At 71.6% G+C, this 22,406-nt stretch carries 21 protein-coding genes; 16 read left to right on the top strand and 5 right to left on the bottom strand.

Annotated elements, in window-relative coordinates:
- Positions 1 to 61 precede the first annotated feature (61 nt).
- Both dhaK and P2L57_RS11345 read right to left on the bottom strand, forming a co-directional pair.
- Positions 62 to 1,054, bottom strand: coding sequence for a dihydroxyacetone kinase subunit DhaK (dhaK, locus tag P2L57_RS11350; protein ID WP_275812203.1), 993 nt, complete (start codon positions 1,052 to 1,054; stop codon positions 62 to 64).
- 462 nt (positions 1,055 to 1,516) lie between these two features.
- Entirely contained in the window at positions 1,517 to 2,554 is a 1,038-nt protein-coding gene (locus P2L57_RS11345; protein WP_275812200.1) for a helix-turn-helix transcriptional regulator, read from the bottom strand.
- A 174-nt stretch (positions 2,555 to 2,728) separates the two neighbouring features.
- On the opposite strand from P2L57_RS11345, the gene P2L57_RS11340 reads away from it, so the two are divergent.
- From P2L57_RS11340 to P2L57_RS11280, 13 genes are all read left to right on the top strand, one after another.
- Positions 2,729 to 2,932, top strand: coding sequence for a hypothetical protein (locus P2L57_RS11340; RefSeq protein ID WP_275812197.1), 204 nt, complete (start codon positions 2,729 to 2,731; stop codon positions 2,930 to 2,932).
- 152 nt (positions 2,933 to 3,084) lie between these two features.
- A complete protein-coding gene (locus tag P2L57_RS11335; protein WP_275812194.1) occupies positions 3,085 to 3,813 on the top strand; it encodes a TauD/TfdA family dioxygenase in 729 nt (242 codons plus the stop codon).
- Between the two features lie 45 nt (positions 3,814 to 3,858).
- The gene (locus P2L57_RS11330; protein WP_275812191.1) at positions 3,859 to 4,893 is read left to right on the top strand and encodes an AurF N-oxygenase family protein; all 1,035 of its coding nucleotides are present in this window, start codon (positions 3,859 to 3,861) and stop codon (positions 4,891 to 4,893) included.
- Positions 4,894 to 4,971: 78 nt separating this feature from the next.
- Complete coding sequence (locus P2L57_RS11325) at positions 4,972 to 6,282, top strand: KamA family radical SAM protein (RefSeq protein WP_275812188.1); 1,311 nt, start codon at positions 4,972 to 4,974, stop codon at positions 6,280 to 6,282.
- The gene (locus P2L57_RS11320) at positions 6,279 to 7,769 is read left to right on the top strand and encodes a GNAT family N-acetyltransferase (RefSeq protein WP_275812185.1); all 1,491 of its coding nucleotides are present in this window, start codon (positions 6,279 to 6,281) and stop codon (positions 7,767 to 7,769) included. Before P2L57_RS11325 ends, P2L57_RS11320 begins: the two co-directional genes overlap by 4 nt.
- A complete protein-coding gene (locus P2L57_RS11315; RefSeq protein ID WP_275812183.1) occupies positions 7,766 to 8,872 on the top strand; it encodes an Ldh family oxidoreductase in 1,107 nt (368 codons plus the stop codon). Before P2L57_RS11320 ends, P2L57_RS11315 begins: the two co-directional genes overlap by 4 nt.
- Entirely contained in the window at positions 8,869 to 10,098 is a 1,230-nt protein-coding gene (locus tag P2L57_RS11310) for an ATP-grasp domain-containing protein (RefSeq protein WP_275812180.1), read from the top strand. The genes P2L57_RS11315 and P2L57_RS11310 overlap by 4 nt, the downstream gene beginning before the upstream one ends.
- Positions 10,095 to 11,351: a GNAT family N-acetyltransferase gene (locus tag P2L57_RS11305; RefSeq protein ID WP_275812177.1), complete on the top strand. Its 1,257-nt coding sequence runs from the start codon at positions 10,095 to 10,097 to the stop codon at positions 11,349 to 11,351. The genes P2L57_RS11310 and P2L57_RS11305 overlap by 4 nt, the downstream gene beginning before the upstream one ends.
- Positions 11,348 to 12,268 carry a branched-chain amino acid transaminase gene (locus tag P2L57_RS11300; RefSeq protein WP_275812174.1) on the top strand — a complete coding sequence of 307 codons (921 nt, stop codon included), beginning with the start codon at positions 11,348 to 11,350 and terminating at the stop codon, positions 12,266 to 12,268. Before P2L57_RS11305 ends, P2L57_RS11300 begins: the two co-directional genes overlap by 4 nt.
- On the top strand, positions 12,265 to 13,080 hold the full coding sequence (locus tag P2L57_RS11295; protein WP_275812171.1) for a hypothetical protein: 816 nt from the start codon (positions 12,265 to 12,267) through the stop codon (positions 13,078 to 13,080). Before P2L57_RS11300 ends, P2L57_RS11295 begins: the two co-directional genes overlap by 4 nt.
- On the top strand, positions 13,077 to 14,390 hold the full coding sequence (locus P2L57_RS11290) for an MFS transporter (protein WP_275812168.1): 1,314 nt from the start codon (positions 13,077 to 13,079) through the stop codon (positions 14,388 to 14,390). The genes P2L57_RS11295 and P2L57_RS11290 overlap by 4 nt, the downstream gene beginning before the upstream one ends.
- The gene (locus tag P2L57_RS11285; RefSeq protein WP_275812165.1) at positions 14,387 to 15,643 is read left to right on the top strand and encodes an ATP-grasp domain-containing protein; all 1,257 of its coding nucleotides are present in this window, start codon (positions 14,387 to 14,389) and stop codon (positions 15,641 to 15,643) included. The genes P2L57_RS11290 and P2L57_RS11285 overlap by 4 nt, the downstream gene beginning before the upstream one ends.
- On the top strand, positions 15,640 to 16,749 hold the full coding sequence (locus P2L57_RS11280) for an alpha-hydroxy acid oxidase (protein WP_275812162.1): 1,110 nt from the start codon (positions 15,640 to 15,642) through the stop codon (positions 16,747 to 16,749). Before P2L57_RS11285 ends, P2L57_RS11280 begins: the two co-directional genes overlap by 4 nt.
- A 29-nt stretch (positions 16,750 to 16,778) precedes the next feature.
- On the opposite strand, the gene P2L57_RS11275 is transcribed toward P2L57_RS11280, so the two are convergent.
- Entirely contained in the window at positions 16,779 to 17,507 is a 729-nt protein-coding gene (locus P2L57_RS11275; protein ID WP_275812159.1) for a PhzF family phenazine biosynthesis protein, read from the bottom strand.
- Positions 17,508 to 17,580: 73 nt separating this feature from the next.
- Positions 17,581 to 18,162 carry a nitroreductase family protein gene (locus tag P2L57_RS11270; protein WP_275812157.1) on the bottom strand — a complete coding sequence of 194 codons (582 nt, stop codon included), beginning with the start codon at positions 18,160 to 18,162 and terminating at the stop codon, positions 17,581 to 17,583.
- A gap of 246 nt (positions 18,163 to 18,408) precedes the next feature.
- Here P2L57_RS11270 and P2L57_RS11265 point away from each other — a divergent pair, with 246 nt between their 5' ends.
- Both P2L57_RS11265 and P2L57_RS11260 read left to right on the top strand, forming a co-directional pair.
- Positions 18,409 to 20,094 (top strand): amino acid adenylation domain-containing protein, encoded by a 1,686-nt coding sequence (locus P2L57_RS11265; protein WP_275812154.1) that lies wholly within the window; start codon positions 18,409 to 18,411, stop codon positions 20,092 to 20,094.
- A 68-nt stretch (positions 20,095 to 20,162) separates the two neighbouring features.
- The gene (locus tag P2L57_RS11260; protein WP_275812151.1) at positions 20,163 to 20,699 is read left to right on the top strand and encodes a hypothetical protein; all 537 of its coding nucleotides are present in this window, start codon (positions 20,163 to 20,165) and stop codon (positions 20,697 to 20,699) included.
- Here P2L57_RS11260 and P2L57_RS11255 read toward each other — a convergent pair.
- Positions 20,683 to 21,552, bottom strand: a complete 870-nt coding sequence (locus tag P2L57_RS11255) for an NAD-dependent epimerase/dehydratase family protein (RefSeq protein ID WP_275812148.1) — start codon at positions 21,550 to 21,552, stop codon at positions 20,683 to 20,685. The two genes, P2L57_RS11260 and P2L57_RS11255, sit on opposite strands and share 17 nt — an antisense overlap.
- Before the next feature lie 209 nt (positions 21,553 to 21,761).
- Here P2L57_RS11255 and P2L57_RS11250 point away from each other — a divergent pair, with 209 nt between their 5' ends.
- Complete coding sequence (locus P2L57_RS11250) at positions 21,762 to 22,406, top strand: Pr6Pr family membrane protein (protein WP_275812146.1); 645 nt, start codon at positions 21,762 to 21,764, stop codon at positions 22,404 to 22,406.

The raw sequence follows: 22,406 nt of genomic DNA, 5'->3' as shown, positions 1-22,406 counted from the left end.
CGTTCCTCCTGATGGGCGGTCTGCTCGGGATGGTGACTCAGCGGCGGTGAACGGTGGTCCGTCAGCAGCCCCAGCGCAGCGCGGGCGTACGCACCGGTGTGTCCCACAGTCGCAGCAGTTCGTCGTCGGCCAGACACAGCGTGACCGAGGCGCCTGCCATGTCGAGCGAGGTGACGTAGTTGCCGACGAGGGTGCGCACCACCGGCACTCCGCGCTCACCCAGCGCCCGCTGCACCTCGGCGTTGAAGCCGTACAGCTCAAGCAGTGGGGTGCCGCCCATTCCGTTGACCAGCACGAACACCGGACCGTCCGGATTCAGGTCGGCCACCACGGCCTCGACGGCGGCATCCGCGATCTCCCCGGAGGTCATCATCGCGCGGCGCTCACGGCCCGGCTCGCCATGGATGCCGATGCCCAACTCCAGCTCACCGGGCGGCAGATCGAAGGTGGGGCTGCCCTTGGCCGGGGTGGAGCAGGCGCTCAGCGCCACGCCGAAGCTGCGGCAGCGGTCATTGACCCGGCGGGCGAGGGCGGCGACCCGGTCGAGCGGTGCGCCCTCCTCGGCGGCGGCGCCCGCCAGCCGCTCGACGAACAGTGTGCCGCCGGTGCCGCGCCTGCCTGCCGTGTAGAGGCTGTCGGTGACCGCGACATCGTCGTTGACGATGACCTTGGTGACCTGGATGCCCTCGTCCTCGGCGAGCTCCTCGGCCATGTCGAAGTTGAGGACGTCGCCGGTGTAGTTCTTGACCACGAACAGCACCCCGGCCCCGCTGTCCACGGCGGCCGCGGCACGCGCCATCTGGTCGGGTACGGGCGAGGTGAAGACCTCGCCCGGGCACGCGGCGTCCAGCATCCCGCGGCCAACGAACCCGGAGTGCAGTGGTTCGTGCCCGCTGCCACCGCCGGAGACCAGCGCCACCTTGCCGTTGACCGGCGCGTCGCGCCGCACCACCACGCGGTTGTCCACATCCACCGTCAACTCCGGGTGCGCGGCGGCCAGCCCCCGCAACCCGTCGGCGACCACCGTCTCCGGCACGTTGATCAGCATCTTCATGGGGGCCTCCACCCTGGCTCGGGGACCGCGGCCGTGACTTGCGTCTTCGCAGGTCGTGGTCTGTTCTGCGTTCGTGATCTCGGTGGTCCAGCGCGTCTGTGGGCGCCCGCTGACGGGCCTGCTGCCGACTCCTCGCCGGGCTAGCTGACAACCCATCAGGCTGCCGAGTTCGAGTCAAGGAACCTTCGCGTCTGAAGCGTACGGAGTGTGCCGGCGGTGTGTGGGTGTCTCCAGAGTACGTACGGTTCGTCACCGCCGGGCAACGAGTCGCTCCTGAAGTGGATTTTCGGCGAGGGCGGGTAGCGGCCGCGGCACCTGTCGAAAACGAGGGCGGCGACGGCCCGCGCCACCACCGCCCTTCCCGACGCCCGGACTCTCAGCCCGTACCGGCGTCGCCGGCAAGCGTCAGGTCAGTTCATGCGCGGCCAGGAGCCTTCTTCAGCGCCCGCGGGCGCGCCCGCCTCACAGTGGCTCGTCGGTCATGGATTCCAGGACGTACGGCTCCGCCGTGGCCAGTAGGTAGCCCAGGTGTGTGCGGTTTCGGGCACCCAGATGTTTCATGATCTTGGCGATGTGTGCTCGGCAGGTGCGTTCGCTGATGCCCAGTCGCCGGGCGATGGCGCTGTCCTTGTCCTCGGAGAGCATCAGTCGGGCGATGGATCGTTGCATGGCGGAGGAGACCGCCTTGTTCGCCCGGTTCTCGTAGGCGGAGGTGAACGGGAGCGCCGAGTCCCACGCCCGTAGGAAGGAGTCGGCCAGGAAGGCGACCACCGACGGCTGGCGGATGAGGACCGCCTTGGCGTCGTCGTCGGCGTCGGGGATGAACGCCGTTCGGCGGTCGAAGACGAGCAGTCGGCGGAAGAACTCGTCGAGTGTCCGCACCTGGCAGCCGAGGCCGGACACCCGTTCCACATATGCCTGGGTGGGCAGGCTGAACCGTGCGCTGTGCTGGTAGATGGTCCGCATCCGTACGCCACGGGAGAGCATCGCGATGTCCCGGGGCAGCGCCGACTCCAGCACCTTCTCCGAACGCGGGCCGCCGGGCTGCGCGGTGAGCACCTCGTGTTCGCAGGAGCGGGCGGCGGCCTCCAGGGCGGAGGTGATCTCCGCCGGATCCTCCAGCGGAACCAGTCCCTGGGCGTCGGTACGGGCGTCCCGCACCAGGTCGTGGATGGCCTGCAGCGGCTCCAGTTGGGCGTAGGCCTGGCGCAGTCGGTACTGCAGCGCGCTGACCTCGTCCTGCAGTGGTGCGATGACCCGTGACTCGGCCACCAGAGGACTGGCGGCGCCGAGGAAGTCGGGCTTGCCCGGCAGCGGGTACAGCAGCTGGAGAGCCCGCAGTTGGTCCAGCCCCGCCTTCGCCGCCGCGGGAGCCGTTCCCGGCAGTCGTAACAACTCCTCGGCGGCCGCAGGGCCGTTCAGCAGCACGGCCTTGTAGATCACCGCCATCGCCTCGCGGGCCGCGGACAACTCACGCTGTTCGTCTATGGGATGGTCCATACCCTTCTGTCCCCTGTTCAGGATGCTGCACTTCACCATCCTGCCCCATGAAGATCAATGAGCGACGGCCCGGACGGCGGCAGACTCGCAAGCGGGCCGGTATACGGACGGCTGGACTCCGTCGATGCCGGACCCCACTTCGCAACCCCACATCCGATGGAGAGACGGGCATCCATGAACAGCACCAAGCTGTGGCTCTCGGCACTCCCCCTCCTGGCCGTGGTCGTCGGCGGCTTACAGACGGCAGGCGGCCCGGCCGGCTCCGGCCTGTCCGCGCGGCACGGCTCATCCCGATCCCTCGCCGACACCGGCTGGGGGGCGACGGCACCGTCAGCGGCCTCCCACCAGGTGACGGTCAGGGACACCGGCTGGGGCTAGGACACCGCGGCCCGGTACGGCAACTCCTGTCCGGCTGCGCCACCCGCTGCGGGCGGCGCGTTCCACGACCCCCCTTCCGGCCCGGCCGTCCACGCCACGCCACGCCACGCCACGGCGACGCCGGAACCGCGCGAGGAGAACGGAGTATCGCCATGAGCACCACCGTTGACGTGCACATCAAGGAACTCGTCGAGCAGGGCTACACCCTCCTTGACGGCATCAGCACCGACGACCAGGCAGCCGAGGCGCTACGGCAACTCGGCGAGCCCATCCCGCAGTACGACGGAGCACTGCGCCACCAGGTGAAGGCCGCCCCGGGCTTCGAGGGACGCAGGTACTCCAAGAGCACCAACACCATCCTGGTGCACACCGAGGCCCCAGGCTGGAACCCGCCGCCGCGCTACCTCGCCCTGCACTGCCGGGTCCAGGCGAAGTGCGGCAGCGGCCACACCGAACTCGCCGACGCCCGCGCGTTCGTGGCACAACTGGGCGAGGCCGACCGCCGTCTGGTGTACGAGCGGACCGTCGACTGGGTGGGCCACAACACCGGCGGGACCGGCAGCTCCGGCGTACGCCGTCCCGCCGTGGAACGCACCGCAGCGGGCCGGGAGATCGTCAGGTTCAGCTACAACCTGCTCACCGCGGGCCACTACGACCCGTCGTTGGACGCCGAAGTACGGCCCGAAGAGCTGCCGTTGGGCGCTGCGGGCATCGAATTGGCCCATCAGGCCGAGGCGTTCTTCCGCGAGCACAAGGTGTCGGTCCTCATACCCGAGGACTCCGTCCTGGTCTGGGACAACCAGCGGATGCTGCACGCCCGCTCGTCCTACACCGACGTACGGCGCCATCTCACCCGCTACTGGCTGGCAGACGGCCGCTGAGCCACGAGCACCGCCGACCACCCAGCTCCCCCGTGAAGGAACGCCATGAACGGTGACCTTGTGACCACCGACAACCCCAGCGAGATCTCGCCCGAGGACTCTTCGGAAACAACGTTTCCGCCCGGTGTGCCGCGCCACGACCCGGACGACCCGGTAGAGCACGCCGTCATCCGGCGCCTGGTGGGCAACTGGCACCGCCGCGCCACGGTCAAGCGGGACGAGCCCGACCTGGACGAGCTGTTCGAGCTGGAGCGCCCCGACTACCCCGAGGGCATCCTGCCTTTCCACGACCACCCGACGTACCAGGCGCTCGACCCGGAGAAGCGCTCCGAAGTGCTCAGCTGGGCGTGGATCGCGTACAACCGGCACACCGTGATGGCCGAGCAGAAGGTGGCCAACCCCGCCTTCGCACTGGTCATGGAGGGGGAGTATCCCGCCCTGAGCGGTGAGGCCCTCAACCTGTCCCTGGCACAGGCGATGGTCGACGAGCAATACCACACCCTGATGCACCTCAACGCCAGCGCGGTGACCCGTCGACGCCGCGGCCGGGCCATGCTGGACACCGACCTGCCGATGTCACACACGGCCCGTATGCATCAGCAACTGCGGGACGCCGCAGGGGAACGCTGGCAGCGGTCGTTGACCACGCTGGCGTTCGCCACGGTCTCCGAGATCTCCATCAACGCCTACCTTGACCTGCTCGCGGACGACACCGAGATCCAGTCGATCAACAGCACAACGGCCAAGCTGCACAACCGCGACGAGTACTGCCACGCCTCGATCTCGGCCGTCCTCGCGGAGGTGGTGTACGAGAAGCTGGACCAGACCCGGCGCCGGTACTTCCTGGACATGCTGATGGAGGGCCTCGACGCCTTCGTCACCAACGACTACACCACCTGGCACCGGATCATGGACCTGGCCGGTGTCGCCGGCGGACACGAGATGCTGGCCGACTGCCAGGCCGAGTCGGGACGCAAGCGGCTGGTCCGCGACTACACCGGCCTGCACAAGCTGGTCGAACAGATGGGTGTGACCGACCAGGTGGACTTCGACTGGTCCAGGTCGCACATCTCCGCCTGAGCACCGTCCCACCAAGGTCACGACGTGGCGGTGTGTCCGTCACCGACGACCGTGATCAACGATCTGAGGCGACTTCGGATGAAGACCTTCTCCCACGAACGCCTGGCCGCCCTTGCCCGCGACCGCGGGATGCCCGACGAGTACCTGCGTGACCTCAGGGTCGTGTCCTGCGTACTGCCCTTCAAGGTGAACGAGTACGTCGCGGACCAGCTCATCGACTGGTCGGCAGCCCCTGACGACGCGATCTTCCGGCTCACCTTCCCGCACCGCGACATGCTGCCGCCGGAGGTCTTCGACGGCATCGCGGCCCTGCACGACACCGATGCCCCGCGCGAGGTGCTGCGCAAGGCCGCGGCCGACGCCCAGGCACTGCTCAACCCGCACCCGGGCGACCAGTTGGAGGCCAACGTCCCCACGCTGGACGGCCACCGCCTCGACGGACTCCAGCACAAGTACGCCGAGACGGTGCTGGTCTTCCCCTCGCAGGGACAGACCTGCCACTCCTACTGCGGATACTGCTTCCGCTGGGCGCAGTTCGTCGGCATCGCCGAACTGCGCCAGGCGCTGCGCGACCCCGCACAGCTCACGGCCTACCTGGCCCACCACCCCGAGGCATCCGACGTCCTGTTCACCGGCGGCGACCCGATGATCATGAAGACCCAGGTGCTGGGCCGCTGGATCGAACCGCTGCTGGACCCCGCCATGGAGACAGTCCGCACACTCCGGTTCGGCACCAAGGCCCTCTCCTACTGGCCGGCCAGGTTCACCACCGACGCGGACGCCGACGACCTGCTGCGCCTGTTCGAGCGGTGTGTCGCCGCGGGCCGCCATGTCGCGGTGATGGCGCACTTCTCCCATCCCCGGGAGCTGGAGACACCGGTCGTGCGCGAGGCCATCGCCCGTATCCGGGCCACCGGAGCCGTCATCCGCGCGCAGGCACCGCTGGTCGCGCATGTGAACGACGAGGCCGCGGTGTGGTCGCGGATGTGGCAACTCATGGTCGAGCTGGGGGTGTTGCCGTACTACATGTTCGTCGAGCGCGACACCGGTGCCCGCAGTTACTTCGGCGTGCCGCTCGGCAAGGCGCTCCAGATCTACACCGACGCCATCCGCGGGGTGTCCGGGCTCGCCCGCACCGCCCGTGGTCCGGTGATGTCCGCGGCTCCCGGCAAGGTGCTGATCGACGGCGTCAGCACGATCGCCGGGGAGCGCGTCTTCGCGCTGCGGCTGCTCCAGGCCCGCGACCCGGAACTGGTCGGACGGCAGTTCTTCGCCGCCTACGATCCCACCGCCGAATGGTTCGACGACCTGCGCCCGGCCCTCGGCTCCTGGTTCCCCGGCCAACACCTCTCCCGCGAAGCCGAGTTGGTGTCGGCGGGCGCCCGATGAGGGCCACCGTCCACGAGCTCAGCCTCACCCAGCGGCATGTGTGGCGCTCCGCCCGAGAGGCGATACCGGTGCAGCCCGCCGTGGTGGTGGAGCTGGAGCAGGACGGCACCAGCGGCTTCGGCGAAGCGTCGGCGTTCATGACCCACCGCTACAACTCCGACCTGGACCGCATGCACGCGGACCTGCGCCGGATCGCCCCGCTGCTGGGCCGACTCAGCCCGGACGACCCCTCGGCGGTGTGGTGGACCCTCGTCGCCGAACTTCCCGAATCCCCCTTCGTGCTCGCCGCACTCGACACCGCGGTGCACGACCTGCGGGCCCGGCTGCTCGGCGTGCCGCTGTGGCGGTCGCTCGGCCTGGACCGGCCGCACGGCCTGCGCTCCAGCTACAGCATCGGGCTGGACGAGCCCGACGCGATGGCCCGCAAGCTGGACGAGCGACCGGGCTGGCACGCCTACAAGGTCAAGCTCGCCGACCCGGCGGACCTGACCATCCTCAAGGAACTGCGCGAGCACACGGACGCACCGTTCTACGTCGACGGCAACTGCGGCTGGGAGCTGTCCAGGACACTGCCCGCGCTGGAGCACATGCGGCAACTCGGTGTGCGACTGGTCGAGCAGCCCTTCCCCCGGGAGGCCTGGGCGGACGCGCGGACGCTCAAGCGGCTCAGTCCGCTGCCGGTGCTCGCCGACGAGTCCATCACCTCGCCCGCCGACTTGGACCCCTGCACCGAGGCGTTCCACGGCATCAACGTCAAACCGATGAAGGCGGGCGGCATCACCCCCGCCCTGGCGATGCTGCACAGCGCCAGGGAGCGCGGTCTGCTCACCATGCTGGGCTGCATGTTCGAGTCCGCGGCGGGTGTCTCGGCCACCGCGCACCTCGGCGGCCTGGCCGACCACCTCGACGTCGACGTGGTCGACCTGCTCGCGGTGGACTCCGGCCAGGGGCTGACCCTCGACAGCGTCGGCCGGGTCCAACTGCCCGACCGGCCGGGCTCCGGCTATCTTCCCGATCCCGAGGCCCACGGCTGGCGGGTGCGGGCGGTGCCGGTCGACGACGTCCGACCGATCCGCCACCAGGTACTGCGCCCCGGACAACCCGCCGCGTCCTGCGCCTACCCCGAGGACGACAACCCCGGCGTCCGGCACTTCGCCGCACTGGCCGCGGGCAGCCCGGTCGGCGCCGCCTCGCTCTACCCCGAGGATCCACCCGTGGACCGTAGTGTTCCGGGGCTGCTGCCGGGCCACGGCTGGCGGCTGCGCGGCATGGCCACCCTGGAGACGGCACGCGGCACCGGCGCGGGTGCCGCACTGCTGCGGACCGCGCTCACCCATGCCGCGCTGGCCGGCGCGGGTGCCGTCTGGTGCAACGCCCGTAGCTCCGCGGCTGATTTCTATCGACGACACGGTTTCCAGGTCCTGGGCGAGGAGTTCGACATGCCGGCGATCGGACCGCATCGGTTCATGTACTGGAGCCCGCGATGACCAGTGGAACACAAGCCCCTCCGGTTCAGCACCGGGCGCAGCCCGGCGAACTGCCCGTGATCGCGGAGGAGTCGGCGCGCCGACTCGCCCGTGTGGCGCTCGCCGAGGCGGGGGTCGACGACGCGGAGGCCCGCCAGGTGGCCGACGCGCTGGTGGACACCTCACTGCGCGGCATCGACACCCACGGTCTGCGGTTGCTCCCGCAGTACCTGGACGAACTCGCCACCGGCGTCGCCAACGCGGCGGCGCGGGTCACCATCGCCCGGGACCGCGGGGCAGGGCTGCTGCTGGACGCCGACGGCTCGCTCGGTGTGCTCGCCGGACTGGCCGCGGCCCGACTGGCCGCCGAGCGCGCCGGCCGGTTCGGCGTGGCCGCCGTGAGCGTACGCGACTCCAACCACTTCGGTGCCGCGTCCGTCTACACCCGTCAACTGGCCCGGCAGGGGCTGGTCGGGATCGCGCTCACCTCGGCGGCCTCCCGGGTCGCGCCGTTCAACGGGGTCGAGCCGCTGTTCGGCACCAACCCGATCAGCGTGGCGGCGGGCGGCGGGGACCAGGAGTTCGCCCTGGACATGGCCACCAGCCAGGTCTGCTTCGGCGAGATCAAGCAGCGCCGGGCCGAGGGCCGCCGACTGGACCGCGGCTGGACGACCGACGCCGACGGCCTGCCGACCGAGGAACCGGACCAGGCGTACGCCCTCTCACCACTCGGCGGATACAAGGGACAGGGACTCGCCATGGCGGTCACCCTGCTCGGCGCGGTGCTGACCGGGTCGCCGCCGGACTGGCAGCTCTCCCAGGTGGGCGAAGGTACGGCAGGGCGCGGCCGCCAGGTGGGGCATCTCGTGATGGCCCTGGACCCCGGCGCGTTCTGCGGACAGGAGCGGTTCGGCGCGGGCCTGGCCGACCTGCTGGGCACCGTCCGCTCGGCCACGCCCGCCGGGGACCAGGCCGTCCTCGCCCCCGGCGACCCGCAGCGGGCCCATGAACGCGAACGGCGCGCCCATGGTGTTCCGCTGGACGCCCGCACCGCCGACGTGCTGGCCGAACTGGCCCGCCGCACGGGCATCGACGGTCCTACGGCCAGGGAGGCACGAACGTGATCCTGATACTGATCAGCCCGCGGAACGCGGGACTGCCCTTCAGCGCATGGCTGGCCGAGCAGGCCGGTCGGCTGCTGGCGGTCACGGCGGACGGCACGGACATCGGCGACGGCTTCGCCGAAACGGTGACCGTGGCCGACTACACCGATGACGAAGCGGTGTTGGCGGCCGCCAGGGATCTCGCCCGCCGCCACCACCCCACCTCGGTCCTGGCGCTCGCCGAGGTCGACGTCGAACGAGCCGCCGTACTGCGCGGCGAGTTGGGGCTCGACGGCCTGGACACCGCGGCCGCCGCGGCCTTCCGCGACAAGGTGCTGATGAAGCGGTACGCACGCGGCGCGGGGCTGTCCGTGCCCGACTTCGCGCCGGTTGGCGAGGTCGCGGACATCGTCGTCTTCATGGCCGGGCATCCCGGACGGGTGGTGGCCAAACCGCGCGGGGGCTCCGGCTCCACGGGAGTGCACCTGCTCGACCATCCCTCCCAGGCGACCGGGCTCGCGGACGCCGTCACGGCCGTTCCCTACGAGGTCGAGGAGTTCGTGGACGGCGCGCTGCACCATGTGGACGCCTTCCGGGTCGCCGGTGTTCCCGTGGTGGCGGTGCCCTCCCGGTACACCAGCGACGGCTGTCTGGCGCACTGGACCGACACCCCCTTCGGCTCCACCACCCTGGCGTTGACCGATCCGCTGGGCGCCCGGCTGGTGGCGGAGACCTGGCGGCTGATCGAGGCGCTGCCGTCCCCGCCGACGGTGTGCGCGCACGCCGAGTTCTTCGTCACCGCGAGCGGCGAGATCGTGCTGTGCGAGGTGGCCGCCCGAATCGGCGGTGGTCCCATACCGACGATGCTCCAGCACGTCCTGGGGATCGATCCGCGCCAGATGTGGGCCCGGGTGGAGTGCGGGTTGCCGGTCGCGCTGCGCTCCGTACGGGAGCGGGCCGAAGCCGCGCCGCACGCGGCCTTCTGCGGTATCCCACCGCAGCGTGGCCGGGTGGTGCGGCTGCCAGAGGCACCGGTCGGCGCACACGACTTCACCCTCAACACCCATGTCGGGGACGACTGGAGCGGGCAGCGCTACGAACAGCGCAAGTCGGCCGACTTCCTGGCCAGTTGGGTCGTCACCGACCAGGACGGCGCGGCGTTGCGGGCGAAGCTGCGGGACACCACCGCCGCGGTGTCGGCCGGCTTCGGCTGGGAGTTGGAGGCAGTCGCCGGAGGTGTCCGATGAGCGACGCCGGCACGCACGCCACCGGCTACACCGCGCAAGTCCTTCCCCCCACCGCCCGGCCGACCGCGGAGGACTTCTCCGGCCTCGCCGGCCCCGACGTCATCTGGGAGGACGCCCGCTGGTGCCGGTTCACCGAACGGACCGACCTGCACGAGGTGCGGTACCTGGAGATCCACGAGAACGACCGGGTCGTCGCCCTCGCCCCGTTGCTGCTCACCCGTAAGGCCGGTGGCCTGCTGTTCTACGATCCGCCGCGGCTGGCCGGCACCGCCGGTGCGATGGCCGAACCAGAACTGCTCGAACCGGCGGACCAGGAACGCTGGAGCAAGCTCACCGGCGCACTGCCCGCGGACCGCGCGGACCACTACCCCTCGCTGACGCTCGCCACGTTCGGCACGCACCACGGTGTGGCCCACCCCCCGCACCGCACCCCCGCCCAGCGCCTCGCCGTCATGGCCGCGCTGCCCGGCCTGCTCACCGACGCCGCCGCCGAACTGGACTGCCGCAGCAGCGCGTTGCTGTACGTCGGCGAGCCCGCGGCGGCGGAGGTCGACCGGACCGCCGCCGGTGCCGGATACGCCGCCGCCCTGCTGGGCGCCGAGGGCGTGTACCACCTGGCCGAGTCCAGCTGGGAGGCGTACCTGGCCGGGCTCAGCAGCCGCCGTCGCACCCGTCTGCGCAAAGAACTGCGGGACTACGAACAGTCCGGCTTCCGCACCGTCGTCCGGTCAGGACCGGAGGCGATCGACGACGAGGTGGTGGCCCTCCAGGTCGCCCACCGGGCCAAGTACGGCCTGCCCGGGGGCGATCACCGGGTGCGCCGGGACTTCGACGGCATCCGGGAGGAGCTCGGCGAGAGCTGTGTGGTGCTGGGCGCCGAACGGGACGGACGACTGCTGGGCTTCGTGCTGTGCCTGCGCACCGGCGAGGCGCTCTTCGCCCGTACCGCGGGATTCGCTCCGGAGGCCCAGGGGTGCTATCTGGCACTCACCTACCACGAGGCCATCCGCTGGGCGGTGGAGGGCGGCATCCGCCGCATCCACTACGGAATGGCCGCCTACGAGGCCAAGTTCGCCCGGGGCTGCGAACTCCAGCCGCGCTGGGGCTGGTTCGCCTTCCACGGCCCGGACGCCGACACCTACCGCGAGGTGCTGTCCCTGCAGTCGCAGAGCATCGAGCGCCGGTTGGAGCGGGTCGGCGCACCCGCCACCGCTGTCCCGTCCCGTACCCCCTCACCGGGAGCTGACCGATGAAACTGGAACCCACCGGCACCATCTGGATGGACGGCGAGTTCGTTCCCTGGGACCAGGCACAGGTCCATGTGCTGACCCCGAGCCTGCACTACGGGTGGGGTGTCTACGAGGGCATCCGCGCTTATCCGACGGCCGACGGCCCCGCGGTGTTCCGGCTGCGGGAACACCTGGAGCGGCTGCACGACTCGGCCCGGGTCTACCTGATGGACCCCGGCTGGACCGTGGACCAACTCATCGACGCCTCGGTGGAGTTGCTGCGCCGCGTCGGTCTGGACTCCGCCTATCTGCGCCCGATCGTCTACCTCGGATACGGCACGATGGGCGTCGCCCCCCAGTTGGACAGCGCCCGGGTGGCCATCGCCGCCTGGCCCTGGGGGTCGTACCTGGGGGAGAAGGCGGAACGGGAGGGCTGCCGGCTGGCTGTCAGCAGCTGGCAGCGCAACGGCATCCACTCGGTCCCGCCGCTTGCCAAAGCCACCGGCGCCTACGTCAACTCGGCGCTCGCCAAGGTCGCCGCCATCCGCGCGGGCTACGACGACGCACTGATGCTCACCCCGACCGGGCACGTGGCCGAGGCCTCCGCCGCCAACATCTTCGCGATCCGCGACGGAGTGCTGGTCACCCCGCCGGTCAGCGACAACATCCTGCCCGGCATCACCCGGCAGTCCATCATCACCCTCGCCCGGGACCAGGGTCTGGCGGTCGAGGAGCGCAGCCTGACCCGCGGCGAACTCTACGTGGCGGACGAGGCGTTCCTGACCGGCACCGCCACCGAGCTGGTACCGGTCGCTTCGGTGGACGACCGCGCGGTGACGGCAGGCGGCTGCGGACCGATCACCAAGCAGCTGCGCGAGGCCTTCACCGACGTGGTCCACGGACGCAACCCCACCTACCGCCACTGGCTGGAGTACGTGTGAGCTCAGGCATCACCTCCGAGATCGGGATCCGACCCGCCGACGCCCGCGCGGAAGGAGCCCCCGGCAGCCTCGCGGCCCTGGAGGCCGCGGTGGCCAGGCTGACCGCCGCGGCGCTGGAACTGCGGGAGGACACCAGCCCCTGGGCGGTCTCCCGCCGGGAGGAAGCCGCCGACCGCGCGGTCGACCTGCTGGCCGCCCGCGCCTGGCGCGCGCTGCCCACCGCCTCGCACGGCCAGGCCGACGTGGCCGCCCGGCGGTGCGTCAGCTACACCCTCGCCGAGGACGCCGCGTCGGCGGCCGAAGGCGGCGGCACCGATCCGGCAACGCCCCACCGGCTGGCCGCTCATGCGCTGCTGCTGCTCACCTTGGCCGAGCACTTCGACGCGGCCACCCTCAGAGCCAGGGACCTGCTCGGCCCCATCCCCGAGGGCCGGTTGCTGGCCGCCTGGCGCATGGTGGACCAGGCACTGCTCACCTTGTCCACCACCCGCCACGAGTGGGTGGGCGCCGAGCCGGGCGTCGTGGCGGCCGCCGGTTGGGTCCTGGTGGACCGCGTCGGCCGACTGCTCACCGGGGCCGCACTGGTCGCACAGGCCGCCGAACGGACCCGCGACGCCGAGGCCGTCCCGCCGGAGAGTGCGGACGGCACCCGGGCCGCCACCGCCGAGCTGCTGGTCAACGCCGCCCGCCGGTACGCCTGGAACCATCTGCGCGGTCCGGCACCGGAGGCCGCGACGCCCACCCACATCCGGCGTTCCACGGAGTTGGTGCGCGCACTGGCACCGGCCGCCGGTGACAAGGGCTCGCCGTGACCCGGTGGTTGCGGCGGCTCGGCGGGCTGCTGCTGCCGGACGGCTCGGCGGGCCGGATGCTGGCCCTGGGCGCCTGCGTCGACTCGCTGGGCACCGGCATGTTCTTCGCGTCGTCCACCCTGTACTTCGTGGGCGTGGTCGCAATCCCCGCGACCAAGGTCGCGTTCGCGACCACGCTCGCCGGGGCGCTGGCGCTGATCGCCCCGGTACCGCTGGGCCGGCTGGCCGACCGGTGGGGTACGGGCGGGTTCTACCTGGCCCTCCTGCTGCTGCGCGGCCTGGGCTACAGCGCGTACGCGTTCGTCACCGGGTACCCCGACTTCCTCGTACTGACCGTGCTGCTCACCGCCTTGGACCGGTCCAGCACACCGATCCAGCAGGCCGTGGTGACGGCCGCCATCGGCGGCAGCGACCGGACCCGGACGATGGCCTCCATCCGGGCCGTGCGCAACGTCGGTCTGACCGTCGGCTTCCTGCTGGCGGGGGCGGTCTTCGCGACGAGCCGCCCGGGTGCGTTCACCGCGCTCTTCCTCGTCAACGGGGTCTCCTTCCTGGTGGTCGCGGGCACCGTGCGGCTGGCGCTGGCCAGGACCGGGACCACCGTGCGGCGCCGGTCCACCGGCTCCGACGGCGCGGAGCCGGTCGCCGTGACCCGATCGCCGTTCCGTGACCGGTGGTTCATGCTCTTCACGATCGGCAGCGGCGTGCTGTCGCTCTACGACACCGTGCTGATCGTGCTGCTGCCGGTGTGGGTGATCCAGCACACCTCGGTGCCCTCCGCGTGGGTGCCGGTGCTGATGGCCGTCAACACCGTGCTGACGGTGGTGCTCCAGGTCTATGTCGCGCGGTTCGCCGAGACCACGGCCTCCGCGATCCGGCTGCTGGTGCTGGCCGGTGTGCTGATGATGGCCTGCTGCGGGTTCTTCGCCCTGGGCCAGGCGGCGCCGACCGGGCTTGCCGTGGCCGCGGTGCTGATGGCGGTGGTGGTGCTCTCCGTCGCCGAGAACCTGCACTCCGTGGCGGCCTGGGAACTGTCCTCCGAGTTGGCGCCCGCCGCCGCCCGCGCCCGCTACCTGGGCGCCTTCAGCCTCTCCCTGACCGGTCAGAAGGTGGTCGGACCCACCTTGCTGGTCGTCGTGCTGCTCCCCACCGGACTGGTCGCCTGGCCGGTGCTGGCCGGAGCCTTCGGCTGCGCCGCGCTGGTCTCCCGTACCGCGGCCCGCCGCAGCCTGGCCGAGCGGGCCGGGGACACGGCTGACCGTGCCCGGTCCCTACCCTCCGTTTCCCCGACCACCGAGGTGACCCCATGAGTGAGCATGTTCTCGTCGTAGGCAGCGGGCGCGACCTGCCGACCCGGGTGCGCCGGGCCCTGCCGGGCACCGAGACCTCGGTGATCTGCCGGCTGGAGTACGTCGCCAGACTACGGGAGTTGACCGAGCACACCCGGGTGATCGCGGTGCGCCATGACGCACCCGACGACGAGTGGATCGCGCTGGCCTCCGTCGTCCACGCCCGTCATCCGTTCACCAGGATCGCCACCTTCGGCGAGCGCGACCAGGACCGCTGCGCCGCGATCGGCGCGGCACTGGGCATCCCCACCCACACCCCCCGCACGGTGGCACTGGTGCACGACAAGCAGGCCATGCGGGCCAGGCTGCGGGAGTCCGGGGTGGACGCCACCGCTTCCGCCCTGGTGAGCGACGTGGCCGAACTGCGCGCCTTCGCGGCCGAACACGGACTGCCGTGTGTGGTGAAGCCGGTGCGCGGCGCGGGCAGCGCCGGAGTCGCCGTCGTCCGCGAGGAACGCGCGCTGACCGCGGCCTTCGAGCGGGCGGACGCCGGGTTCGAAGGACTGCCGGACGCAGGTGTGCTGGTCGAGCAGTTCCACGAGGGGCCGCAGTTCAGCGTGGAGGCGTTCTCCGAGCAGGGCGAGCACTGCGTCGTGGCGATCACCCGGAAGTTCTCCGATCCGGTGAACTTCGTCGAACTCGGCCATGTGGCTCCCGCCGAGCTCACGGCCGGTCAGCAGAAGGAAGTCCAGGCCTACGTGGAGCAGTTGCTCGACGCGCTCGGTGTGGAAACCGGTGCGACCCACACCGAGATCGTGCTCGGGGAGGCGGGCCCGCGGGTGATCGAGACCCATGTCCGGATGGGCGGCGACGAGATTCCGGCCCTGGCGCTCGACGCCACCGGCGTGGACATCGCCGAGTGCGTGGTGCGGCAGACCGTGGGGGATCGGGTGCTCCCCGGGATCAAGGCGACGCTCGCCGACCGGCGCCCGGCCCGCAGCTCCGCGATCTGGTTCGCGGCATCGCCCGCCGCGGGCGAACTGGTGGACGTGGACGGCCTCGACGAGGCCAGGCGTACCGCGGGGGTGACCGAGGTCGAGCTGCTGGTCCGCCCCGGCGGCGACTGCGGCCCGCTGGAGTCCTCCGACTCCCGCATCGCCTATGCGCGAGCCCTTGGGGACACGGCCGACGAGGCGGTGGCCGCCGCCCGCGAAGCCGTCGCGCGGCTTGAGTTCCAGGTCCGGCTGCGCGCCGTGGACCAGGAGACGGTGTGAGTGACACCACCGTCGAACGCACCCCGCGGCCGTCCGGGGACGGCCCGAGCGGTGCGGCGCTGGTCAACCTCGCCGACTACCGCGAGGCGGCACGCGAGATCCTGCCGGCGGAGGTCTTCGACTACCTGGAGGGCGGCGCGGCGGACGAGCACACCGTCCGGTGGAACCAGCAGACCTACCGGCAACTGGCGCTGCTGCCCCGTGTGTTGACGGGCCACGCAAGTGTGGACACCGGCTGCTCGGTGTTCGACACCGCCCTGGACTCGCCGATCCTGCTGGCCCCGGCTGCCTCGCACCGCCTGTTCCACCCCGATGGCGAAGCCGCCACCGCCCGCGGTGCGGCCGAGGCCGGTGCGTTGATGACAGTGAGCACCTTCTCCTCGCAGACGGTCGAGGAGATCGGTGCTGCGGCGGGCGGCCCCTGGTGGTTCCAGCTCTATGTGCAGCGGGACCGCGGGCTCACCGCGGAGCTGGTGCGCAGGGCGCGTGCGGCGAGCGCGCGGGCGTTGGCCGTCACGGTCGACACACCGGTCACCGGACTGCGGGAGCGGGACCTGCGCAACGGCTTCGCGCTGCCCTCGCACGGCAGTCCGGCCAACCTCCCCCACGCTCCGGGCACTTCGGCGCACGGCGCGATCCACGATCCACGCATCGACCCCGCCGTGGACTGGAGCGACCTGGCAGCGCTGGGCGAGGTGTCCGGACTGCCGGTGCTGGCCAAGGGCATCCTACGGGCCGAGGACGCGAAGCGGGCGGCCGAGGCCGGTATCGGGGTGTGGATCTCCAACCACGGCGGCCGAAACCTCGACACCGCCGCCTCGACCCTCTCCGCCCTTCCCGCCATCGCCGAACGGGTGGCGGGTCGGGTGCCCGTCATCATCGACGGCGGTGTCCGCCGGGGAACGGACGTGGTCAAGGCGCTCGCCCTCGGCGCCGACGCGGTGGCCGTCGGACGCCCGTACATCTGGGGGCTGGCCGTCGACGGCGCGGGGGGAGTACGGGACGTCATCCGCGGGCTCCGCAGGGAGACCGAAGTCGCGATGGCCCTGGTCGGCGCCGCGACCCTGGACGATCTGACACCGGACCTGGTAACCGCCGCACGATGAGGGCGGGTTGACGCCGATGCGGCTCTACGTCACGGTTGCCGGGGCCGGTCGTAGAGCTCGGCGACCGCGGCCAGGATCTCGGCGCCGGGCTGGTCGACGACGCAGCGTCCGCCGAGTTCGACCCGGACGCCGTCGACGGGCCGGGTCATGATGACCGCCCGGTGCCTGCCGTGGACCACCCGCAAGGCGCGGTCCAGCTTCAGCGTCAGCAGCATGGACGCGCTGCCGCACGCCTCGTCCTCCCCCTTGCCGATCCGCGGCGCCCACAGCCTGGCCCGCACATGGCCGGCCTCCCGATCCAGCCACGACCAGACCTGGGTGAAGTCCTCCCCGTCGGGAAGCCCGGTCAACGCGTCGATCTCCTCGGGGCTGGACATCTCGTAGTGTCGCCACGGCTTGGACCACGCCGCGGGAGCCGTCAGCCACACCGTGCCGTCGTCATCGCGGCGGCAGGCGACGGCACCGGCCTGCGGCACCAGCTCCCGGACCGGTGTGCCGAGCCGGTGCAGCACCTCGACGGTGGCCAGCAGCGGGTGCCCGCCGAACCGGATCGGCTGCCCGTACGAACTGTGGATGCTGACCAGACCCTGTTCCGGATCACGGACGAACACCGTGGCCGGGATGCCCAGCCGGGTGGCGAGGGCTTGGCGCTCCTCACCGGTGACGGATGTGCCGGCCGGTTCGACCACGACCAGGGCGGGGTTGCCGTGTGCGCCGTCGGCGTTGACGAACGCCCGCGCGAGCATGCAGGTGATCACCAACTCACGCTACCAGTGGCCGAGTTGGTGTGACGCCGCGCGGGAACCGCCACGGTGTGCTCCGCACGGCCGGTCAGCGGGTGTAGAGCCCGTCCGCTTCCATCGCGCGCAGCGCCCGGTAGTCCCGCTCGGCGTCCCGCGGATCCTCAGCGGCCGGATAGACGTACCCCGGGGAGCCGACCAGATCCGTCGTGGTCTCCAGCAACTGCCCCGGCCGCAGGCCGTGCGCGAGGGCGACCAGGGTGGGCAGCGCCTCGATCCGCGCCGTCCAGTCCAGCGAACGCACCGGTCCCGCGGTGGAGGCGACCAGCAGGGCGAAGGCCAGCATGACGGCGCACCGGAAGTAGTCGATGCGTGCCATCGTGCGCCGCAGATCCATGCGGTCCAGCAGCACGCCCGAGGGGATGCCGAACACCGCGTAGGGAAGCACGCTGAGGTGGTCGGCGGGGTCGTACGGCGGTCGCGGCCCGCGTCGCCCTTCGGGGTCCGGGCGCCCGACGTACAGGAAGCCCAACAGCCGCTCCTTGTCCGCCAGTCGCATCGCGGCGCGTACCGCGGTGGTCTCCAGGTACGGGCCGGTGCGCCAGGTCGTCGCCCGCCCCGCGCCGTGCAGCAGTCCTTCTTCCTGCCTGGCCTCATCCTGCCCGGCGGGCAATCCCGAAGCATCCGTCGGTAAGCGTCATGATCCTGCAAGGCGCAAACCTGAAGGGGGCCTATATGCGATGCAAGCCGGGCATACTGGCCGCCGTTAGCGGTCACCGCGCAAGAGGACGACAAGCGGGACGACAAGCGGGACGACAAGCTGTCCGCAGGGTGCACCAGGCACAGTCATGGCAACGGCTTCACCTCCGCACCGGCCGCTTTACCAGCAGCCGCCTAGATTCCGTGAAGGCCACCAGCCATGAGCTTCTCCCTCCGCACCGAACACGGCACCATCCACGGCCTGTTCGACGAGCAGGCCGCCCGGACCCCCGACAGGACGGCGCTGCGCGATGCACGGGAATCCCTCACGTACGCCGAGACCCGGCGGCGCGCCGACGCGCTCGCCGCGCGGTTGCACCAGCACTGCCCCCGGCCCGGAGCGCGGATCGGGCTGCGGCTGGACCGCGGTGTGCAGACCGTCGTCGCGATGCTGGCCGTCCTCAAGTGCGGCCACGCCTACGTGCCGTTGGACCCGGCGTACCCCGCCGACCGACTCCGGTTCATGGCCCGGGACGCCGCGGTGTCACTGGTACTGACCGACCGGGACACGGCTGCCGAACCGGCCGATGTGCCCGCCTTGCGCCTCGGTGTTCCGTTGGCCGCGGCGACGCGACAGCCGCCGGAACCGGCGGTGGACCCCGACGCACCCGCCTACCTTCTCTACACCTCGGGCTCCACCGGCCAGCCCAAGGGCGTGCTGGTGCCGCACCGCAACGTGCTGGCACTGGTGCGCGCCTGCGGCGAGCAGTACCAGCTCACCGGGGACGATGTCTGGACGGCGTTCCACTCCTATGCGTTCGACCTCTCTGTCTGGGAGATCTGGGGCGCCCTGCTGAGCGGCGGCACCCTCGTGCTGGTGCCCCGGGAGGTGGCGGCCTCACCGCGCGCCACCCTCGACCTGCTGATCCGCGAGCGCGTGACCGTCTTCAGCGTGGTGCCCTCGGTCTTCCGGCACCTGGTACGCGCCGCGGCGGTCAGGGTCGGTGAGGCACCCGCGCCACGGTACGTGATCTTCGGCGGCGAGTCGATCGACATGCGGGACATCCGGACCTGGCGGCGCGCTTTCGGAACCGCCAGCCGGTTCGTCCACACCTACGGCCTCACCGAGGCGACCGTCTTCGCCACCCACCGCCCGTTGACCGACGAGGAGTTGGACGGTGCCGCGGGCGCCGCCGGATCGCAGTCGCTCCCCGACATCGGCACGCCCCTTGACGGTTGGCAGTTAGCCGTGCTCGACGAGGACGGTGAGCCGATAGGTCCCGGAGAGATCGGCGAGATCCATGTGGCCGGGGACGGGCTGGCCGTCGGCTATCCCCACCGGCCGCAACTCACCGCGGAGCGCTGCACGTTGTCGCCACTGGGCGGCCGCCCGGCCCAGCGCTACCACCGCACCGGGGACCTCGCCCGGATGCGATCCGACGGCAGCCTGTGCTACGCCGGACGCGTCGCGGACGAGGTGCGGACCAACGGCCCCCGCTTCGGACTGGGGGAGGTGGAGTCCGTGCTCCGCCGGGCCCCGGGAGTACGGGAACTCGTGGTCGTCAGGACCCTCAGCGGTACCGGTGAGCCGATGACGACGGCCTTCTACACGGTCAGGAGCTCCGCCCAGGTGGACCTCGGCAGGCGGCTGTCCGCCCACGCCCGCGCCGAACTCCCCGCGCACATGCTGCCGAGGCGGTTCGTGCGGCTTCCGGAACTGCCGATCGACCCGTCGGGCAGGACCGATCGCACGGCACTGGCGGCCTGGCAGCCGCCCACCGAAGCCGTCCAGCCCAGGCCGCCCCACCGCCCCCGAACGTCCGGGCTCTCGGAAGTGCCGCCATGGCTGCACGCGCCGGTGACCTCGCCGACCCGCCGGTCCGTCCCGGCCTTCCGGAACGTCTGAACCGGAATCCGCCCGGCGTGGGCGGCATGCCAGACTGGGCCGCGCATTCGACGTCCCAGGAGCCGACCGTGTCCGTCCGTAGCAAGCGCCCCCCGATACCTATGGAAGCACGCACAACGGACGGCCCCTTCGGGCCGGTGCACATCCGTCATGACCCCTGGCCCGCCATCGTCGTACAGGTACAGGGCGCGGGTATGCCGACGGTCAGGGTCGCCGTCCCCGACCGGGAGCACGCAGCCATGACCGTCAACGGGCAGCGGGCACCGCTGTCCAGCCCGGGGCGCTGGCGGCTGCGCCGGAAGTCACGCACCCGGCACGCCACCGTGGGCAACCGCGGCTACGCACTGACGCCGACCGGGCTGCGTACTTCCCTGCTGCTGCGGGACGGCGTACCCATCGCCGACGTACTCGGCACCCTCGCGGCCTACTCGCCGCTGCGTGACCTCCCAGGCAACGACGCCAGACTGGTATGGCACGGCGGGATCGACCCCACCGACGTCGCCGTCGGCCAGGCCATGGTGATCGGTTTCGGCGCGGGCGCACCGGGCGCGCTGCTCGGGACCATCCATGCGCTGCTCGATATGTGCTTCACCAGCGTGCGGTGAAGCCGGTACGCCAGCTGGGATGACCTGGGCGCCAACCGCGCGCCCTGGCCAGGGAGTTGACCGCCCCCCGCTGCCAACCCTGGCGACCGGCAGAGGGCTTCGGCACGGGCACGCCGAGCGCCTTCGCCAGCACCGGCAGCCACTCGTGCGCCGGTGCCGGCTCGTCGTCCACGATGTTCACCGGGCCGCCCGGCCACCCGAGTGCGGCGACCGCGGCCTGGGCCGCGTCCGCGACATGGACGAACGAACTCACCGCGTCGTCCGCCTCGACGCTGCCCAGGAAGCGTGCCGCCGGGTCGCCTTCGAGCGCGGCGGCGACGGCACCCCCCGGCGCGTACCAGGTGCCCGGGCCGTACAGGATGCCGTAGCGCAGCAGCACGGCGACCGCTGCCTCCGACGCAGTCTCCTCCAGGGCCCGCACCGCGGCCACCATCGCGGCGCGCGGCTGCGAAGCCGTAGCGTCCAGCGGCACCGACTCGTCGGCCGGGCCGTCTCCCGGCGGGTACGCCCAGCAGATGGACTGCGCGACGACCCGGCCCACCCCCGCGGCCTCGCACGCGTCCACCAGGTTCCGCGTCCCCTCACGGCGCAGGCGGCTGTTGGCGGCCCCGTTCGCGTCCGCGAGGTCGGTCAGCTGGTGCACCACCGCCTCCGGGGCCGCCTCGGCCACCGCCCGCCGCAGTCCGTCCGCGTCCAGCGCGTTGACCTGGACGGCCGCCGCGCCCTGGGCCCGTATCCGGTCGACCCCGGCCCGGGAGCGGGAGGTCCCGGTGACCTCGTGCCCGGCCGCCAGGAGCAGTGGGACGAGAAGGCGGCCGACGGCGCCGGTGGCGCCCGCGACGAAGACACGCATGGAGCGGATTTCCTTTTCACAGTTCGGTTCCGGGGCCCGTCCTGGACGGACTCGGCTCAGGCTAGACCGGAACCACCCCTGCGGACCGGGCCGATTGCCGTGTGTATGGATGGGCCAATCGGCCGGGCTGTCCGCCTGGACCGCCAACTGCTCCGGGCGGGAATGTTTGCTCCCTCTTCTCGTACTACTGTTTGTAGTAGCGTGCGCTCATGTCGGCCATGACGAAGAGCGTCGGATCAGCCAGGGTCGCGGTCGCGGTGCTCGCCGCGAGCGCCCTCGGCGTGACCTTCGACCAGGCACTGCACACCGACGAGGGTGCGGGCAACTGGTTCTCCTACTTCACCAACCTGTCCAACCTCTTCGGCGTCGCGGTGCTGTTGGTCGGCGGCGTCGCGCTGTTGAGCGGCCGGAAGCCGATCAGCGACGGATGGCGAGGCGCCGCGGCCCTGTACCTGGGCGTGACGGGACTCGTGTACTGGACGTTGCTGGCCGGTCAGAGCGGTCAGGACGTGATCGTCTGGGCCAACTACGTCGTGCACGCGGTGATGCCGGTCGCGGCGATGGCCGACTGGCTGGCGGGGCCGCCCGCCCGGCCCATCCGCTGGGTGCGGGGACTGCCGTGGCTCACCTTCCCGTTGGCCTTTCTGGCCTACTCACTGCTGCGCGGCCCGTTCGTCCATTGGTACCCGTACGACTTCCTCGACCCGCGCCGGCCGGGCGGCTACCTGCATGTGACGACCTGGACGTTGGTCGTCACGGCGGCCTTCGTGTTCTTCATGCTGCTGATCGTTGTTCTGGGCAACCGGCTCGCCGGACGGCTGGGCCGCACGGCCGTGCCGGTCGCGGATTCCTGA

The organism is Streptantibioticus ferralitis, assembly GCF_029223525.1.
In the GTDB taxonomy this organism is placed as follows: domain Bacteria; phylum Actinomycetota; class Actinomycetes; order Streptomycetales; family Streptomycetaceae; genus Streptantibioticus_A; species Streptantibioticus_A ferralitis.
Note: the sequence above shows the minus strand (reverse complement) of the source record. Positions and strands in the feature narration are given on the sequence as shown.

What these genes read in the sequence shown, in the direction of transcription:
- dhaK (WP_275812203.1), bottom strand. Translation starts at nt 1,054, where the DNA reads ATGAAGATGCTGATCAACGTGCCGGAGACGGTGGTCGCCGACGGGTTG.
- P2L57_RS11345 (WP_275812200.1), bottom strand. Translation starts at nt 2,554, where the DNA reads ATGGACCATCCCATAGACGAACAGCGTGAGTTGTCCGCGGCCCGCGAG.
- P2L57_RS11340 (WP_275812197.1), top strand. Translation starts at nt 2,729, where the DNA reads ATGAACAGCACCAAGCTGTGGCTCTCGGCACTCCCCCTCCTGGCCGTG.
- P2L57_RS11335 (WP_275812194.1), top strand. Translation starts at nt 3,085, where the DNA reads ATGAGCACCACCGTTGACGTGCACATCAAGGAACTCGTCGAGCAGGGC.
- P2L57_RS11330 (WP_275812191.1), top strand. Translation starts at nt 3,859, where the DNA reads ATGAACGGTGACCTTGTGACCACCGACAACCCCAGCGAGATCTCGCCC.
- P2L57_RS11325 (WP_275812188.1), top strand. Translation starts at nt 4,972, where the DNA reads ATGAAGACCTTCTCCCACGAACGCCTGGCCGCCCTTGCCCGCGACCGC.
- P2L57_RS11320 (WP_275812185.1), top strand. Translation starts at nt 6,279, where the DNA reads ATGAGGGCCACCGTCCACGAGCTCAGCCTCACCCAGCGGCATGTGTGG.
- P2L57_RS11315 (WP_275812183.1), top strand. Translation starts at nt 7,766, where the DNA reads ATGACCAGTGGAACACAAGCCCCTCCGGTTCAGCACCGGGCGCAGCCC.
- P2L57_RS11305 (WP_275812177.1), top strand. Translation starts at nt 10,095, where the DNA reads ATGAGCGACGCCGGCACGCACGCCACCGGCTACACCGCGCAAGTCCTT.
- P2L57_RS11300 (WP_275812174.1), top strand. Translation starts at nt 11,348, where the DNA reads ATGAAACTGGAACCCACCGGCACCATCTGGATGGACGGCGAGTTCGTT.
- P2L57_RS11285 (WP_275812165.1), top strand. Translation starts at nt 14,387, where the DNA reads ATGAGTGAGCATGTTCTCGTCGTAGGCAGCGGGCGCGACCTGCCGACC.
- P2L57_RS11265 (WP_275812154.1), top strand. Translation starts at nt 18,409, where the DNA reads ATGAGCTTCTCCCTCCGCACCGAACACGGCACCATCCACGGCCTGTTC.
- P2L57_RS11255 (WP_275812148.1), bottom strand. Translation starts at nt 21,552, where the DNA reads ATGCGTGTCTTCGTCGCGGGCGCCACCGGCGCCGTCGGCCGCCTTCTC.
- P2L57_RS11250 (WP_275812146.1), top strand. Translation starts at nt 21,762, where the DNA reads ATGTCGGCCATGACGAAGAGCGTCGGATCAGCCAGGGTCGCGGTCGCG.